Source organism: Aeribacillus sp. FSL M8-0254, from assembly GCF_038008845.1.
GTDB classification, from domain to species: Bacteria; Bacillota; Bacilli; order Bacillales; family Aeribacillaceae; genus Aeribacillus; species Aeribacillus composti.
Genome location: NZ_JBBOZY010000001.1, coordinates 2748276 through 2763222 on the forward strand (window position 1 = coordinate 2748276; position 14947 = coordinate 2763222).

Consider the following 14947-nt stretch of genomic DNA (forward strand, 5'->3'; position numbering starts at 1 on the left):
CAAGCCAGGCATCCTGCAATGGATGCTCGGCTTTTTTTTATAGTTTATAAGCCGGAAAGCTTCCGAGAATCTTGACGCCGCAGCCTAAAGCCCCCAGTTCTTGGATTGCCCCGGGTATTAAAACATCATCCATTTTTGATTCTATATCTATAATAAACAAGTAATCTCCTAATCCCGTTTTCATTGGACGAGATTCAATTTTTGATAAATTCAGTTTTCTCCATGCGAATGCAGACAATACTTGATGCAGGGCGCCTACATGGTCTGTCGGCAACGTTACAACTAATGTCGTCTTTTCACCGACTTTATTATGGTGGTTATTTTCTATTTGAAAATCTTGATCCGGATGTAAAATAACAAATCGTGTATGGTTGTAATCATAATCGTGAATATTATATTTCACAATAGCTAAATCATACTCTTTTGCCGCCAACTCATTGGCAATGACAGCCATATTTTCTTCCGGATGTTGATGGATATATTCTGCAGCGGCTCCTGTCGATGTGGCATATTCGATCGAAACATCCGGCATATGCTCATGTAAAAATTTATGGCATTGTGCAATAGCATGTGAATGAGAAAATACTTTTTCGATTTTTTTCCAATCATCCTTCCTGCAAGGATGAACCATTAAATGCTGCTTGATTGGAACAACAATTTCACCGACAATATGCAGTGTATTTTCATGAATTAAATAATCAATTGTAAGATTGACCGACCCCTCAAGCGCGTTTTCAAGCGGAACAACGGCAATGTTTGTTTCTTGCTTGACGACTGCATCCATGACATGTGGAATCGTGCGGTAAGGGACTAGTTTTACATCGTTTTCAAAAAATTTTGAGACGGCCAAATGAGTAAATGTTGCTTTCGGTCCCAAATAGCTGATTTTCATCTGTATATCTTCCTTCCTAATTCTATGCACCTGAACTTAATAGTTCGACCTTTTCTACAAATTCTAGCTTCCGCAATTTTAATAATAAAACGTTCATATCTTCTTTCATTCCGTTCGTGTTTAATGATAAAGTCACATTGGCTCTTCCTTGAATCGGAATGGTTTGGTGAATTGTCAGCACATTGCAGCCTGCTTCAGCCACAACTTTAAGCAAATGCGACAGCGTTCCGGAACGATCTTCTAAATGGAAAAACAACGTAATGATTTTTTCTTTGACAACAGTATGAAAAGGAAAAACCGCGTCTCTGTATTTATAAAACGCACTTCGGCTCAAGTCAACGAGCTGCACTGCTTCTTGAACGGACGAGACTTTGCCTCGTTCAAGAAGCTTTTTCACTTCGAGCGTTTTTTTCATTGCTTCCGGCAGCACATCTTCCCTTACCAAATAAAAAATTTCGTCTTTCATCTACCGTCTCCTTTCCCACCCATATGCGATGAAGCATGAAGGACACAGATTTTATGTGCAAAATGTTTTATTCAATGAATTCAAATTCAAATTCCAGCAGCCTCACTGTATCCCCGTCTTTTGCACCGCGCTCTCTTAATGCGTCGTCTACCCCCATTTTGCGAAGCTGTCTTGCAAAACGGCGAACGGATTCGTCTCTTGAAAAATCGGTCATTTTAAACAGCTTTTCAACTTTTTCACCTGATAAAATAAATGCTCCATCGCTGTCACGGCTGATGGTAAAGCTCGGCTTTTCATCCTTTAATGTATACACGACACGATTCGGAGCAGATGTTTCCGTCTCGTCAAAGTAAAGAGGGAATTCCGGTGTTTTTTCCAGTAAATCGGCAATAGCAAATAACAGCTCGCGAATTCCTTGGCGTGTAACGGCTGATATTGGAAAAATGCTGACATTTTTGTCTTGCAGCTTTCTTTTAAATTGTGAAAGATTTTCAGCAGCATTTGGCATATCCATTTTGTTGGCGACAACAATTTGCGGCCGCTCCGTCAGCCTTAAATTATATTGTTTTAATTCTTCATTGATCGTCAGGTAATCCTCATACGGATCACGGCCTTCCATTGCGGACATATCAATGACATGAACGATGACTCTTGTTCTTTCAATATGACGCAAAAATTGATGTCCAAGACCTACTCCTTGATGAGCGCCTTCAATAAGACCAGGTAAATCTGCCATCACAAAACTGCGTCCGTCTTCGGTCTCAACAACACCTAAATTCGGCACAATCGTCGTAAAATGGTAGGCAGCGATTTTTGGTTTAGCACTTGATACAACTGATAAAAGAGTGGACTTCCCAACGCTCGGAAATCCGACAAGCCCGACATCAGCCAAAAGCTTTAATTCCAATGTTACATATCGTTCTTCGCCCGGCTCCCCTTTTTCGCATATTTCGGGCGCCGGATTCGTTGGCGAGGCAAATCGGGTGTTTCCTCTGCCGCCCCGTCCTCCTTTGGCAATCACGCTTCTTTGCCCGTGCTCGGTTAAATCTGCGATCACTTCTTTTGTATCATCATCTATTACAACAGTACCGGGAGGAACTTTCACAACAAGGGGTTCGGCATTTTTCCCGTGCTGATTTTTAGACATCCCGTTTTCGCCTTTTGGAGCTTTAAAATGTTTTTTATAGCGAAAATCCATTAACGTCCGGAGACCTTCATCCACTTCAAAAATCACATCTCCGCCCTTTCCGCCGTCTCCCCCTGCAGGGCCTCCTTTCGGAACATATTTTTCACGGCGGAAAGCAACCATGCCGTTCCCGCCATCTCCGCCCTTCACATATACCTTCACTTGATCGACAAACATTGAACTTCAGCCTCCTTTCATTGTTTCATCACGACTTACTGACCATCAATGTAAATTCATATGTATCAAAATGTATTTGTTGAATGGTGATTGCATCTGATTGGTACTGCTCTAAAAATGTTAAAAGAGTCTTATCATCCGTTAGTATACCATTAAAATCATAAAAGAACCGGACATTGTTTTCTGTTTTAAAGAGTTCTAATGTTACGGTTATATGATTTTCTTGTTTTTTATCAATATTTTGATTAAGGATTTGAAAAAGATCTGTTGTAAAATGGAACATTTCCTCATCTAGACTAGAACAATCCATCGCTTCCCCTAGCACTTCATAATCCAAAATGAGAAGGTGTCCTTTCCAGTTATATGTTAAAAGCAGTTCTGCAAAACTGGGCATGTTTAAATTGCAAAGTTTTGATTCTTGCTTTGCTTCCACGACAATTTCATCAATAATTTCCTTCACCCGATCGTATTTTTTTAATGATAAATGACCTTTAATTAATTGCAATTTATTCATCCAATCATGTCTGGAGTGGCTTAATGCGTCAACAATACTCCATCTCTCTCTTTGATCAGCCATGGTTCCACTCCCATCAAGCTATCTTTTTAAACATGTACAAAAATTATATCAACTTTCCATTAAAAAAACACCGAAAAAGAAAACTCTAACCAAAAAGGCTAGAGTTTTTCAAGTGTTTGCTTATGCTTCTTTTGCTATCGGATACACGCTGACTTTTTTCTTGTCGCGTCCATATCGTTCAAAACGGACGATGCCGTCTACTTTCGCATAAAGCGTATCATCCCCGCCGCGGCCAACATTCAAACCAGGATAAACTTTTGTACCTCTTTGACGATAAAGAATGGAGCCGCCTGTAACAAATTGGCCGTCCGCACGTTTTGCACCTAATCGTTTTGCGATGGAATCACGTCCGTTTTTCGTGGATCCAACTCCTTTTTTCGTTGCGAAAAATTGAAGATCCAATTTTAACATGAGTGCCACCTCCTAATCTTTTTTTGTAACGATTCGAATAAACTTTCCATACCCTCGCTCGATCGTTTGTAATGAAACAAGCATTCCTTCAAGCAATAATTGGATTTTTTCAAATGAATCCGTGTCAACTTGATCAGGAACCTGTACGTGCAAAAATCCGCCTTCTTCCGATTGTTCAACATTCATATCGACATTGGCTAAAGCTTTGATCGCATTTACTGCTCCAAAAGAAACAGCTGAAGCGCCTGCACATACGATGTCCTTCCCGTGCTCTGCGAAGTCCGCATGCCCTTTCATTGTAAACGACCGGATGAATCCTTCTTTCGAACGATGGATGGTCACATGTATCATATGAAACAGCCTTTATTATGCATTAATTTTTTCAATGACAACTTTTGTGTACGGTTGGCGATGACCTTGTTTTCTACGGTAATTTTTTTTCGGTTTATATTTAAAAACGATAATTTTCTTACCTCGGCCATGCTTTTCAACTTTTGCCGTAACCGTAGCTCCTTCTACCAGCGGGTTACCTACCTTTACGTTGTCTCCTCCAACGAAAAGCACCTTGTCAAAAGTAACTGTTTCACCTTCTTGAGCGTCTAATTTTTCCACATAAATGGCTTGACCCTCTTCAACTTTCACTTGTTTCCCGCCAGTTTCAATGATTGCGTACATATTCTGCACCTCCTATTTAACTAAGACTCGCCAGATTAGGGTGTCGGATAACCGAGCTTCAAACCCAAACTGAGCGGTTGTAGCACGGGTGCTACAAAAAACAATAACAAATTGATCTTAACAAAATATGAATGTATATGTCAATACATTTTGGAGATCCGTAAAGCCACTTCCTCTTCTGTTCCCCATTGGCGAATTTCGAATCCTTTTACATGATCGGAAGGACTGAAGAAAATCTTCATGCCTATTAGTTCTTCAAGCTTTTTTAAATGTTTCTCATATTCACATGTAAAAAAATCGCAAACTTCTGGGGCCGCTTCTACTAGGACGGCTTCGTCATCTGATCCAGCATGTTCAAGAAGGGTTCTTTCAAGTTCAAAAGCAATGCTTTCAACCGTCCTTTTTCTTCCTGTTCCGCCGCATGCTGGACATGGTTCGAGCAAAAGCTCGGAAAGAGATTTTCGAGTTTTTTTCCTTGTTAATTGCAATATATTTAATTCGGTAAAACCGATGACTTTTGTGAAAATGCGGTCCTTTTCCAATTCTTTTTGAAACAATCTCAAAATCCGGCTTCGATCTTCCTTCTCCATATCAATAAAATCGATCAAAATGATTCCGCTCAAATTTCTTAATCTTAACTGCCGGGCAATTTCTTTTGCCGCCTCCTCATTGGTTTTTAAAACCGTATCTCGGTACGTATTTTTCCCCGAAAATTTCCCTGTATTAACATCAATGACAATCATTGCTTCCGTTTCTTCAATTACGATAAACGCGCCGTTTTTTAGCCAAACAATTTTTTTCAGCGCCTTTTCGATTTCATGTTCGATTGCATAATAAGAAAAAATATTTTCGTTTTCGGAATAAAAATCAATGGAAAATGGGAACAAATCTCCGTAATTTTTTTTCAATTCTTTTACAGTGCTTATGTCATCAATGACAATTTCATCCAATACATGCGGTGAAATTTCAGCGATAATTTGCTCTACAAAACTTTCTGAACCGAATAATAAGCTCGGCACTTTTTTGCTTTTCAGCTGTTGTTCAAAACTGCTCAGCATGTCATCGAACCATTTTTTTATTGTTTGGTCATCCGCTCTTTCCGCAGCAGTTCGGAAAACGATGCCCCCTTTGTTTGAGCATAACGTTTCCCCGAGAAGCTGCAATCTTTTTCTTTCTTCCTGGGAAATAATTTTTTTGGAAATTGCCACCGTGTGGCCAAAGGGCTGATATACAAAAAAAGGGGATCGCAATTCAATATTCATTGTGACTTTAGGGCCTTTAAATTCTCCTGATTCTTTTACAACTTGAACGATTACCTCTTCACCTTGAGAAATAAAATGCCGGACATTTTTATTTTTTAATGCCTCATTCGTTCGGGACGTCTCAAAATATGACATAATGTCATTCCGGTGAAGATAGCCGTTTCTTCCCTGACCTAAATCAACAAAAACAGCCTCCATACCAGGAAGGACTTTTGTTACTTTTCCTTTATAAATGTTGCCGACAATCGTGTTTTTTTCTTTTATCCATACTTCCGCCAGTCGTCCGTTTTCCAATAATGCAATGCGTTCATCATCCGTTTTTTTATTTATAATTAATTGCCGCAACCCAACAACCTCTTTTCATGTATTGTTTCCTATTTCAATACCATGTTTTCCTGCAGGCGTCAATAAACGTACTGTAAATCGCCCATTTTTCCGTCCGTCTTTTTTTCCGAAAAAAAACTGTGCAGCAGCTCATTTTCATCAAGCTGAAAAAGTTTTTTTCCATCGTCCTCCACTATAATAGGGTGTTTGCAACCCCGCTGAAATTTCAGCAGCACGTGGTAAATCAAATCATCGCGATCAACAATGATCGGCTTTAACACTGTGAACGTTTGATGATTTCCATAATACCTTTCCATCAAGAAGCGAATATATACAAATTGTCTTTGTTTATATTCCGTATAAATGGAGTGGACGATAAAGGCTGCGATAATCCACCCGCTTAAAAGAGTAGGGTTGAAAAAAAGAAAAAAAAGGAACAAACATGAAAAAACAACTGCAGATATGCGAAGCATTTCCTTATGAGCAACTGAAAAAGGTTTTTGTTTGCTCAGCAAAATAAAAAGAAGCTTTCCTCCATCAAGGGGCCAAATGGGAAGAAGATTAAAAAGGAAAATAGACATATTAAAAAAAATAAACATTTCATATGTAGAGTCGTTTATGAAATTTGCTTCCCAAAAAATCCATGCAGCTATTTGCATCCAAAAATGCTGAATCGGTCCAGATATAACAACAAACAGATCTTCTTTCAAGGGACGATTTCCATGCTCCTCCATTTCCACTACACCGCCAAAAGGAAGAAGCTGAATGGACTTGATCCTCCATGAAAAAAAACTGGCGCAAACAGCATGCCCCATTTCATGAATAAAAACTATTGAGAAAAGGATGCAAAGAGCTTTAAATTGCGCTGTCATTGCTCCGATTGCAATCAACACCCAAAAGATAGGATGAATATGTATTTTCGACAATAAGGAAAAATATTTATTCAAATGAGATCACCTGACTCGGGTCAATAAATGTGTCGCCCTTTTTTATGGCAAAATAGTAAGTTCCGTGCTGGTTTTGGCTTTGCTTTACTTTGCCTACAGGTTTTCCCGTTTCGACAAAGTCATACAGCGCTACATTTAGCTCTTCCAGGTTCCCATACCAGGTTTCTATTCCATCAGCATGTTGAATCACCACAGTCAGACCAGTATCCTCCTTCTTTCCAGCTTCAATAACAATTCCTTCATTCATGGCCTCTACCGTTTTATTATTTGTTTCGATCATCACACCTTGCCCGGTATCTTTAAAGCTCTGAAGCACCTTTCCTGATGCCGGAACCGCATATTGACTTTCTTTAGATCCACTTTCCTCTTTCGATTGTTTTTTCAAAAACGCTAATGGATTCCCAAATTGCTCTTCGTACCATTTGGAAACATATGCAAAGTTAAACTCCTTTTCCATCACATGGCTGACGAAATCTCTAGCTTTCAGAAATTCTGCCCGGTCATTTTTAAAAATAATACCGATCATCAGGACGATGCAGGCAGAGATTAGCAATTTTGTTATAAAAACGTCCGAACGAAACAATGGATGAAAATTTTTACTTCCTTCTGCCTCTACATAAAGAGGGGAGTCCGCGTCAACTTGCACGTTTTCTTGTGTGATTTGATTGATAAATGGAACAGATGTATCATCACTGCTGCTTGAACTGCTCGAAAGCATGCTGTTCATTCTTTTTCGTTTACGCTTTGCTATTCGTTTTTTTATTTCTTTTGCTCGACGATTCATCATCCATCATCCTTTTGCAATTTTGTACAAGTTTATGCCCTGTCCTTACCGTTTATGACAATAAAGCCATTTTGCATTTCTTAAAGCGATATCTAGGCAAATGTTTATCTTTGACCTTGATAAAGAACTTTTACCTACAACCTAGTAAGTAGGTTCTTCACTGTTTTCTGGTTCAAAGGAATACTGGATGAAGCAAAATAAAATATGGCGCTATCCGAGAAAAGCAAAATTTTGAAATCAAAAAGAAGACCACAAAATGCTTTTGTCGTCTTCTTTTTGAAATAGTAGTATATGGTGAATTAACACAAAAGCTAGACTGCCTTTTATTTGAAGCCGCTTAACGAAATAGGTTGACTAGTTCATTGATCGATAAAATGAAAAATAAAACAATATTTAAACTCAAAAGTACGTTGAAAAACCATTTATTTCGATCTTCCTTATGAGGAAGATGCTTTTTACTATTAAGCAAATAGATAAGGGTCAGCGCCAGAAAGGGCATAAATAGCGCACCAAGAGCACCATACAAAATAATGAGGCTCACAGGTTTTCCTATAAAATGCAAGAGCATTGGCGGGAATGTTAACCAAAAAACAAAAAATTTATAAGCTTTTGTCTTACTTAATTGTTCTTTATTCACATCATGTTTTTTAACTGTATAGACAAAATCAGCAAATAAATAAGAGACGCCATTCCAAACACCTAATACTGATGTAAAGGAAGCTGACCAAAAACCGATGAGAAATAAAATGCGTACAGTTGGGGACAGCTCGTTTCCTAAAATGGTAGCAAATGATACGAGACCTTGCTCACCGTTAATGTTTGTATTCGTTCCATATAGTAATGCAGCCCCTAAAATTAATAAACAAATTGTAAAAACTGCTGTAGTAATATAGGCAATCATGGAGTCAAATCTAACGTAGCGGAGGTAGGATCGATCCTTCCAATTGTTTTCCTGCAGCCAATAGCCATAAGACGCCATGGTAATGGATCCGCCAACTCCCCCAATTAATCCGAGTGCGTAAAGCAGTGAACCTTTCGGCAACGCCGGAACAGCAGTGTCCATGATATCAGAAAGTTCCGGCAGAACAATAACAGCTGAGCCGACAACCGAAATAAACATAAGTAGAATTAAAAGATTCATAACTTTTTCAAATAGCTTATATTGCCCCATCCATGTTAATAAAAAACCTAACAAACCGCTTATAACCGCCCATACCCATAAAGGCAAGACAGGAAATAATGCAGACAGAGCCAATGCACAAGATGAAGTCGCAGCCGCTCCATAAACAAATCCCCAAATAACCGAATAAACGCCAAAATAGCTTGTTGCCCATAATCCCATAGAATGCCAGCCTTCTAAAATAGTTTTTCCAGTCAGCAAATGATATCGGCCAACACCCTCATTTAAGGCAAATTTTAAAATAGCCCCGATCATGATTGCCCATAAAAAGACAAGTCCAAAATTTGTACCGGCAACTAAGGCAGCAACTAGATCACCGGCTCCGACGCCCGTTACTGCGACAATTAACCCCGGACCAACGGCCGGCCACTTTTTTGTGGATTTGCCATGTTCCATCACTGTCACCTTTCATCTGAGTTTTGAACGTAGAAATGAGTCATCTAATATTTCTTATGAATGATCTTTCTCATTGGGGAATATAAATGTGCATGAATCAATTGCTGGATGAACATATTCTCGCATCATGCTGTTATATCTAGTTTTAGCAATTGTTCATCCATGCGAAACTTTCTCATTTATAGTTCTTATGTAAAGAATTCATATTTTATTAATTGAATATTCTGTATTTTAAGTCGATTGTTTTCATTGCTCTTGTATCAGCTGTTTGAAATGATTTTTCGCACCTGTCTCCTTCCCTTTGTAAACGATTACGACTGTAGAAATAAACATTTACATATCACCTCAATTTTGAAATAATTCTATCCCGAAAATTTAAAGGGGGAAAAACGCAAAAAAAGGATGGGGGGATGTGTTCCACTAGTTATTGGTATATAGTGGAAAATAGAGGTTATGCCGTTTGATCTTGTTTTTCCACCGTGACCGTATAACCTAAGGTTTCTAACTTCTTAATGGCTTGTCTTGCTACATGATGATGTTTGCGTTCTTCGTAGTAATGAGGTCCCAGTTCATTATAAGTTTGTTTGCGTTTTAAGAGGTGATAAATGATCACGAGAATGCGATGAGCGACGGCAACAGCGGCGCGGTTGGCTCCACGTCTAGCGGCAATGCGCCGATACAGACTGGAAAGATAAGTGTTTTTCGTCCGAGCGGCACTTCGCGCTGCTTCAACTAAAGCGGAACGCAATTTTTTATTGCCCTTTTTCGTTTTCCCAGATTTTCGTTTGCCGGCGCTTTCGTTATTCCCTGGAGCGATGCCGGCCCAAGAACACAGATGAGCAGAGGTAGGAAATTGATTCATATCGGTTCCGATTTCAGCTAAAATTTGTTCAGCGCCTCTGCGTCCGACGCCGGGGATGGTGTCCAACCGCTCCAGGTCTTGTTCAAAAGGGAGCATCCGCTGTTTGATTTCTTCATCGAGTTCTTTAATGAGTTGGTCGAGGTGGTCAATGTGTTGTAGCTGGGTTTTAAGCATCAAGCGTTGATGGTGTCCGATTAAGCCTTTCAATGCTTTTTTTAGGAGTTCCTTTTTGTTTTTCAGTCGACGTTGAGCCAATTCTGAAAGAATATGAGGGTCCGTTTCGCCTTGAATAATAGCTTCAAGCATGGCGCGACCAGACTTGCCCAATACGTCGGAAGCGACGGATGCAAGCTTGATGTTTGCTCCTTCGAGGACTTTTTGAATGCGCTGAATCTCTCTTGCCCGCTCATCAATTAAGCTACGACGATAGCGCACGAGTTCGCGTAGTTCCCGTTGTTCTCGATTAGGAATATAGCTCCCTTGGAGAAGTCCATGTCGTAAGAGGGTGGCAATCCATTCCGCATCCTTGACATCGGTTTTGCGACCGGGAACGTTTTTGATATGTTTGGCATTAACGACGATGGGTTGAATGTTTTCACTTTCCAGTAAGTTATAGATAGGTTTCCAATAGGAGCCGGTGCTTTCCATAGCGGCATGGGTACAACGATGGGAATTGATCCAGTCGATCATGGTGAGTAAATCATCGGTCATGGTGGAAAACGTTTGGATCTCTTTATGATCCGGAGTGATAATACAACAGACAACGTTCTTTTTGTGAACATCAAGGCCACAGACACGAGAGAAGACAACATCCATATCCATTCTTCAACACTCCTTGTGGCTTAATGATAGAAGGCTGGTGCGACGACCATCAAAGACTATTCTATCCCGCGTGCTTCCCGAAAGGGAGCAACAATCAGTGGTACACCGGGTCGTCGAGGTCTGTCTATAAGACGGGCTTAAGGCACCAAGGTAAGACGACCTTTCTTATCCAGCCGTGTCTCCATTATACGATAAATGTGTTATTATTTTCATCATCTGCTGGTGCCGTTATCAAACGGCATGGGGGTCTAATTGAAAATCATTATTATTAAGGAGGCATCAGAAATACCAATGGAAACATACAAAGTAGCCAATATAATTAAAGAGCGTCGATCGATTAAAGAATTTAAGAAAGATCCAATCCCTAAAGAAGTAATATGTGAATTATTAAATACGGCTGTTTGGGCTCCTAATCATGGATTAAGAGAGCCATGGCGGTTCGTGCTGTTTATGAATGAAGGAAAAGAAAAATTAGTTGCTGCTATTGCACAAGAAACGAACAATGGAAAAAATATCGATCGATTACGAGAAAAGCTGCTGCCGATTCCAGCACATTTATTGGTAATCATGAAAGAGGATCCGCGTCAAAAGCAGTGGGAGGAGGATTTAAAAGCGACAAGTGCATTAATCCAAAATTTTCAACTAGCTGCATGGGAAAAAGGTATTGGCGTTATATGGAAAACAGGTGCTTATATTTATTCACCATCTTTCCGACAAAAAGTTGGAGTAGAACCAGGAGAAAAAATTGTCGGCCTTCTACATATTGGCTATCCTGCCTCAATCCCAGAACCAAAACAGCGGACAAACGCAGAAGAAAAATTGACGATTATTGAATCATATTGAAAGGGAAAAGATTCAAGAGGAAATATTTTGTACAGCCTTCAAAAAATCTCCCACCTCAAGAGATAGAAGAAAAAACCGATCAGCAGGTGGGAGATATATCAGTGTGATGGCAGTGATTCTAATGTGTGCAAAGAAAAAAGCTAATGCCTTATTCAAGGAAGTGTGATTTTTAAATTGATTAGGATTAAGCACGTACTCCAAAAAATTTTTTGATTTTTGCGATAACACCTTTTTCAGGCTCATCTAATGATTGAAGCGGAACCGCTTCACCTAAAATTCTTCTCGCAATATTGCGGTAGGCAATGGAAGCACGATTGTCAGGGTTCATTACAATCGGTTCACCATTATTAGACGCTTTTATTACCTCATCATCATCAATTACAATCCCCAACAAATCAATAGAAAGATGGCTGACAATTTCATCCACATCCAGCATATCACCGTTTTTCATTAAATGATTTCGGATCCGATTAATAATTAATCGTGGCGGCTCAATATCTTCCTTCTCCAGCAAACCGATAATTCGATCCGCATCTCTCACAGCGGAAACTTCTGGTGTTGTCACGACAATCGCTTGATCCGCACCGGATACGGCATTTTTATATCCTTGTTCAATCCCGGCAGGACAGTCGATAATAATATAATCAAAATCTTGTTTTAGCTGGTCAATTAAATTTTTCATCTGCTCAGGTGTTACGGCAGTTTTATCGCTAGTTTGCGCTGCAGGCAGCAAATAAAGAAAATCATTAAAGCGTTTATCTTTTACGAGAGCTTGATGAATTTTGCATCGTTCTTGGACAACATCAACTAAATCATAAATAATCCTGTTTTCCAATCCCATGACAACATCGAGGTTCCGCAAGCCGATATCTGTATCAACTAGACAAACTTTCTTTCCCATAATGGCAAGGGCTGTACCAACATTTGCAGAAGTTGTTGTTTTGCCGACCCCGCCCTTGCCAGAAGTGACCACAATTGCCTCACCCATTCATTATTCCCCCTTCAAGCCTAGTTAAATTGGGTCTCAGATGAGCTAATTGTTGAATCCGTTCAATAATGATTGTCCCATTTTCATCAATATATGCACATTCCATATCATTTCGAAATGATGGCTCCTTCTGATCGGGTGGCCTACTTAAAATATCGGAGATCCTCAGCTGTGTCGGCTTCATCAAGGAGGCGGCAATCACTGCATTTCGATTCCCTTCAAAACCAGCATGAGCTATGCCTTTTAAAGCCCCCATGACAAAAATATTGCCCGTTGCCATGACTGTCCCGCCAGGATTGACATCTCCTATCAGCAACAAATCCCCTCTAATTTTCAACACTTGCCCAGAACGGACGACTTTAGCAACTGAGATAACATCTGCTTCCTCTTTCCACTTCAACGCCTCTTCCTTTGAGATGACATTTGAATCAATTGCATCGACAATTAAATTTCTTTTTTTTCTTATTACGTCTTTTATTTTCTCCTCTTGTTCCTCCGTCAAAAAACGATTTCCAGCCTTTATCGTCACCCTGATCATCGGTTCATTTTCCTGAACATACTGCCTTTTGGAGAGCATCGAATCCAGTTCATTCACAATATCATGAAACGAACAGGAATCATCTAAATATAATGTCAATCCATCCTTTGTGCCTTTAATCGTTACATAATATGGTCTTTGAGCTTTCACGAAGTTCACCCCAACAAAAATCTATTTCGACAGCAATAACAAAAACTCCTCTATCAAACTTTAAAACTTAATCGTTGTGTTCACCTATTTTCAAGCCCAAAACGAATTTCTTTAAAGGATAGATTAACACACAAGCTAATACAAAATTCAGAGCAAGTGTCGGTAGCAGGCGATCAATTGTAAACAATTGCAGAGGAACAGCTGTCATCCCGATTAGTAAATAAATACCGTATGTGAAAAATTCAAGCAATGCAACGGAAAGCTCAGTTAAAAAAATTAAAACAAAAATATTGGGATTGAGCACCCGCAAAGCTTGCATCACTAAATATGCCAAGGTCGGAAATGCGAAAGCATATATGCCGATAACTTGCGTGTAAACAACATCGAACAATAAACCGAAAACAATTCCATAAATGACGGCAATTTTCCGAGAGCCGTACGCCGCCAAGATGACAATCATCAATAGTAAAAGATGGGGAACTGCCACTTGATGATCTGAAAGAAAAGGGATCGGAACAAGATCAACGATGATGCTTTCCAATACGAAAATAAACATAACCATTACGGGGAGGAAAAACGTTCTCAAGAGTCTTCCTCCTCTTCCAATTGATTGATATCAACTGTTGGAAGAACCCGCTCGATGATCATGACACGATCTATATCATAAAAGTCAGCTGATGGGGTTATATAAGCTATCTTTGTTAATCCGTACGAATCAAGTTCGACTTTTTTTACTTTTCCGATCACTAAACCTTCAGGAAACACTCCGCCAAGGCCAGAAGTCGCTACAATTTGATTTTCTTTGATTTGAGCATTTGATTCAATGATGTTCATTTCAAGAGCATTTTCCTGCTCACTGTAGCCGACAATGAGGCCGAATACCTTTCCGTTATTCGTATGAACCATTGCTGAAATCCGGTTTTTTCTGTCGGAAGCACTTAAAAGCTGAACGGTGGACGTAAATTCAGAAGTATTTTTCACTTTCCCGATCAATCCTTTTGCCGTTATAACCGCCATGTCTTTTTTGATTCCGTGCTGTTCGCCTTTATCAATTTTGATATAATCATGCCAACGATCAGGATTTCTTGCGATGACTGTCCCTTGGATCGACTTATATTTTCTTATATCGTTATCAGCAGATAATTTTAATTCTTCTTTTAATTGTTTGTTTTCCTGTTCTAATTCCTGCAGCTTTTCCTCCAATTGAATATAATTATTCAGTTGTTTGCGAAGCAGCTCGTTTTCTTCGTATGTATTTTTTAAATGATTCAAATTCTCAAAGAAGCCCGCAATATATTGTGCGGGCTGATGAAATACCTTCTGGACTAGTCCAACCGAATCTTGAATAAACTTCTCCTGCCACGAAAGATTGCGGTCTTCCTTTAGGGAAAAACCAATCAATGCCACCAAAATAATGATCCCGACAAGGAGCACAATTAATCGTTTATTTAGAAAAAATTGTGGCAT

Annotated in this window: 17 protein-coding genes and 1 other annotated feature; of the genes, 1 reads left to right on the forward strand and 16 read right to left on the reverse strand. The window is 39.5% G+C overall.

The window, feature by feature from the left end; all coding sequences use genetic code 11:
- Positions 1–37: 37 nt before the first annotated feature.
- From pheA to NSQ44_RS13420, 12 genes are all read right to left on the reverse strand, one after another.
- Positions 38–892, reverse strand: coding sequence for a prephenate dehydratase (pheA, locus tag NSQ44_RS13365; RefSeq protein WP_340857271.1), 855 nt, complete (start codon positions 890–892; stop codon positions 38–40).
- A gap of 22 nt (positions 893–914) precedes the next feature.
- Positions 915–1358 carry an ACT domain-containing protein gene (locus NSQ44_RS13370; protein WP_063387958.1) on the reverse strand — a complete coding sequence of 148 codons (444 nt, stop codon included), beginning with the start codon at positions 1356–1358 and terminating at the stop codon, positions 915–917.
- Positions 1359–1425: 67 nt separating this feature from the next.
- Complete coding sequence (gene obgE, locus NSQ44_RS13375) at positions 1426–2721, reverse strand: GTPase ObgE (RefSeq protein WP_063387957.1); 1296 nt, start codon at positions 2719–2721, stop codon at positions 1426–1428.
- A gap of 28 nt (positions 2722–2749) precedes the next feature.
- Positions 2750–3298, reverse strand: coding sequence for a Spo0B C-terminal domain-containing protein (locus tag NSQ44_RS13380; protein WP_063387956.1), 549 nt, complete (start codon positions 3296–3298; stop codon positions 2750–2752).
- A 120-nt stretch (positions 3299–3418) separates the two neighbouring features.
- On the reverse strand, positions 3419–3709 hold the full coding sequence (rpmA, locus tag NSQ44_RS13385) for a 50S ribosomal protein L27 (protein ID WP_340857272.1): 291 nt from the start codon (positions 3707–3709) through the stop codon (positions 3419–3421).
- A gap of 12 nt (positions 3710–3721) precedes the next feature.
- On the reverse strand, positions 3722–4060 hold the full coding sequence (locus tag NSQ44_RS13390; protein WP_063387954.1) for a ribosomal-processing cysteine protease Prp: 339 nt from the start codon (positions 4058–4060) through the stop codon (positions 3722–3724).
- A gap of 15 nt (positions 4061–4075) precedes the next feature.
- Entirely contained in the window at positions 4076–4384 is a 309-nt protein-coding gene (rplU, locus tag NSQ44_RS13395; RefSeq protein ID WP_063387953.1) for a 50S ribosomal protein L21, read from the reverse strand.
- Between the two features lie 13 nt (positions 4385–4397).
- Positions 4398–4473, reverse strand: a sequence feature (ribosomal protein L21 leader region).
- Between the two features lie 51 nt (positions 4474–4524).
- A complete protein-coding gene (locus NSQ44_RS13400; protein ID WP_340857273.1) occupies positions 4525–5991 on the reverse strand; it encodes an Rne/Rng family ribonuclease in 1467 nt (488 codons plus the stop codon).
- Positions 5992–6050: 59 nt separating this feature from the next.
- On the reverse strand, positions 6051–6917 hold the full coding sequence (locus tag NSQ44_RS13405; RefSeq protein ID WP_340857274.1) for a M50 family metallopeptidase: 867 nt from the start codon (positions 6915–6917) through the stop codon (positions 6051–6053).
- Positions 6910–7704, reverse strand: coding sequence for a M23 family metallopeptidase (locus NSQ44_RS13410; protein WP_066249572.1), 795 nt, complete (start codon positions 7702–7704; stop codon positions 6910–6912). The genes NSQ44_RS13405 and NSQ44_RS13410 overlap by 8 nt, the downstream gene beginning before the upstream one ends.
- 334 nt (positions 7705–8038) lie before the next feature.
- Positions 8039–9277 carry an Nramp family divalent metal transporter gene (locus NSQ44_RS13415; RefSeq protein WP_340857277.1) on the reverse strand — a complete coding sequence of 413 codons (1239 nt, stop codon included), beginning with the start codon at positions 9275–9277 and terminating at the stop codon, positions 8039–8041.
- 451 nt (positions 9278–9728) lie between these two features.
- Positions 9729–10955: an IS110 family transposase gene (locus tag NSQ44_RS13420; protein WP_340858085.1), complete on the reverse strand. Its 1227-nt coding sequence runs from the start codon at positions 10953–10955 to the stop codon at positions 9729–9731.
- A gap of 297 nt (positions 10956–11252) precedes the next feature.
- Between NSQ44_RS13420 and NSQ44_RS13425 the strand changes: the two genes are divergently transcribed.
- The gene (locus NSQ44_RS13425) at positions 11253–11804 is read left to right on the forward strand and encodes a nitroreductase family protein (RefSeq protein ID WP_063387948.1); all 552 of its coding nucleotides are present in this window, start codon (positions 11253–11255) and stop codon (positions 11802–11804) included.
- Positions 11805–11988: 184 nt separating this feature from the next.
- Here NSQ44_RS13425 and minD read toward each other — a convergent pair whose 3' ends face one another.
- Genes minD through mreC form a run of 4 tightly spaced genes read right to left on the reverse strand, consistent with a single transcriptional unit; the run spans position 11989 to position 14947 of the window.
- Positions 11989–12792: a septum site-determining protein MinD gene (minD, locus tag NSQ44_RS13430; protein WP_327856493.1), complete on the reverse strand. Its 804-nt coding sequence runs from the start codon at positions 12790–12792 to the stop codon at positions 11989–11991.
- The gene (gene minC, locus NSQ44_RS13435; RefSeq protein WP_082829524.1) at positions 12785–13489 is read right to left on the reverse strand and encodes a septum site-determining protein MinC; all 705 of its coding nucleotides are present in this window, start codon (positions 13487–13489) and stop codon (positions 12785–12787) included. Before minC ends, minD begins: the two co-directional genes overlap by 8 nt.
- A gap of 58 nt (positions 13490–13547) precedes the next feature.
- The gene (gene mreD, locus NSQ44_RS13440; RefSeq protein WP_063387944.1) at positions 13548–14066 is read right to left on the reverse strand and encodes a rod shape-determining protein MreD; all 519 of its coding nucleotides are present in this window, start codon (positions 14064–14066) and stop codon (positions 13548–13550) included.
- Positions 14063–14947 (reverse strand): rod shape-determining protein MreC, encoded by an 885-nt coding sequence (mreC, locus tag NSQ44_RS13445; RefSeq protein ID WP_063387943.1) that lies wholly within the window; start codon positions 14945–14947, stop codon positions 14063–14065. The genes mreD and mreC overlap by 4 nt, the downstream gene beginning before the upstream one ends.

Bases quoted from the DNA above. Each gene is read 5' to 3' on its own strand.
- pheA (WP_340857271.1), bottom strand. From the start codon at position 892: ATGAAAATCAGCTATTTGGGACCGAAAGCAACATTTACTCATTTGGCC.
- NSQ44_RS13370 (WP_063387958.1), bottom strand. From the start codon at position 1,358: ATGAAAGACGAAATTTTTTATTTGGTAAGGGAAGATGTGCTGCCGGAA.
- obgE (WP_063387957.1), bottom strand. From the start codon at position 2,721: ATGTTTGTCGATCAAGTGAAGGTATATGTGAAGGGCGGAGATGGCGGG.
- NSQ44_RS13380 (WP_063387956.1), bottom strand. From the start codon at position 3,298: ATGGCTGATCAAAGAGAGAGATGGAGTATTGTTGACGCATTAAGCCAC.
- rpmA (WP_340857272.1), bottom strand. From the start codon at position 3,709: ATGTTAAAATTGGATCTTCAATTTTTCGCAACGAAAAAAGGAGTTGGA.
- NSQ44_RS13390 (WP_063387954.1), bottom strand. From the start codon at position 4,060: ATGATACATGTGACCATCCATCGTTCGAAAGAAGGATTCATCCGGTCG.
- rplU (WP_063387953.1), bottom strand. From the start codon at position 4,384: ATGTACGCAATCATTGAAACTGGCGGGAAACAAGTGAAAGTTGAAGAG.
- NSQ44_RS13410 (WP_066249572.1), bottom strand. From the start codon at position 7,704: ATGATGAATCGTCGAGCAAAAGAAATAAAAAAACGAATAGCAAAGCGT.
- NSQ44_RS13415 (WP_340857277.1), bottom strand. From the start codon at position 9,277: ATGGAACATGGCAAATCCACAAAAAAGTGGCCGGCCGTTGGTCCGGGG.
- NSQ44_RS13420 (WP_340858085.1), bottom strand. From the start codon at position 10,955: ATGGATGTTGTCTTCTCTCGTGTCTGTGGCCTTGATGTTCACAAAAAG.
- NSQ44_RS13425 (WP_063387948.1), top strand. From the start codon at position 11,253: ATGGAAACATACAAAGTAGCCAATATAATTAAAGAGCGTCGATCGATT.
- minD (WP_327856493.1), bottom strand. From the start codon at position 12,792: ATGGGTGAGGCAATTGTGGTCACTTCTGGCAAGGGCGGGGTCGGCAAA.
- mreC (WP_063387943.1), bottom strand. From the start codon at position 14,947: ATGCCACAATTTTTTCTAAATAAACGATTAATTGTGCTCCTTGTCGGG.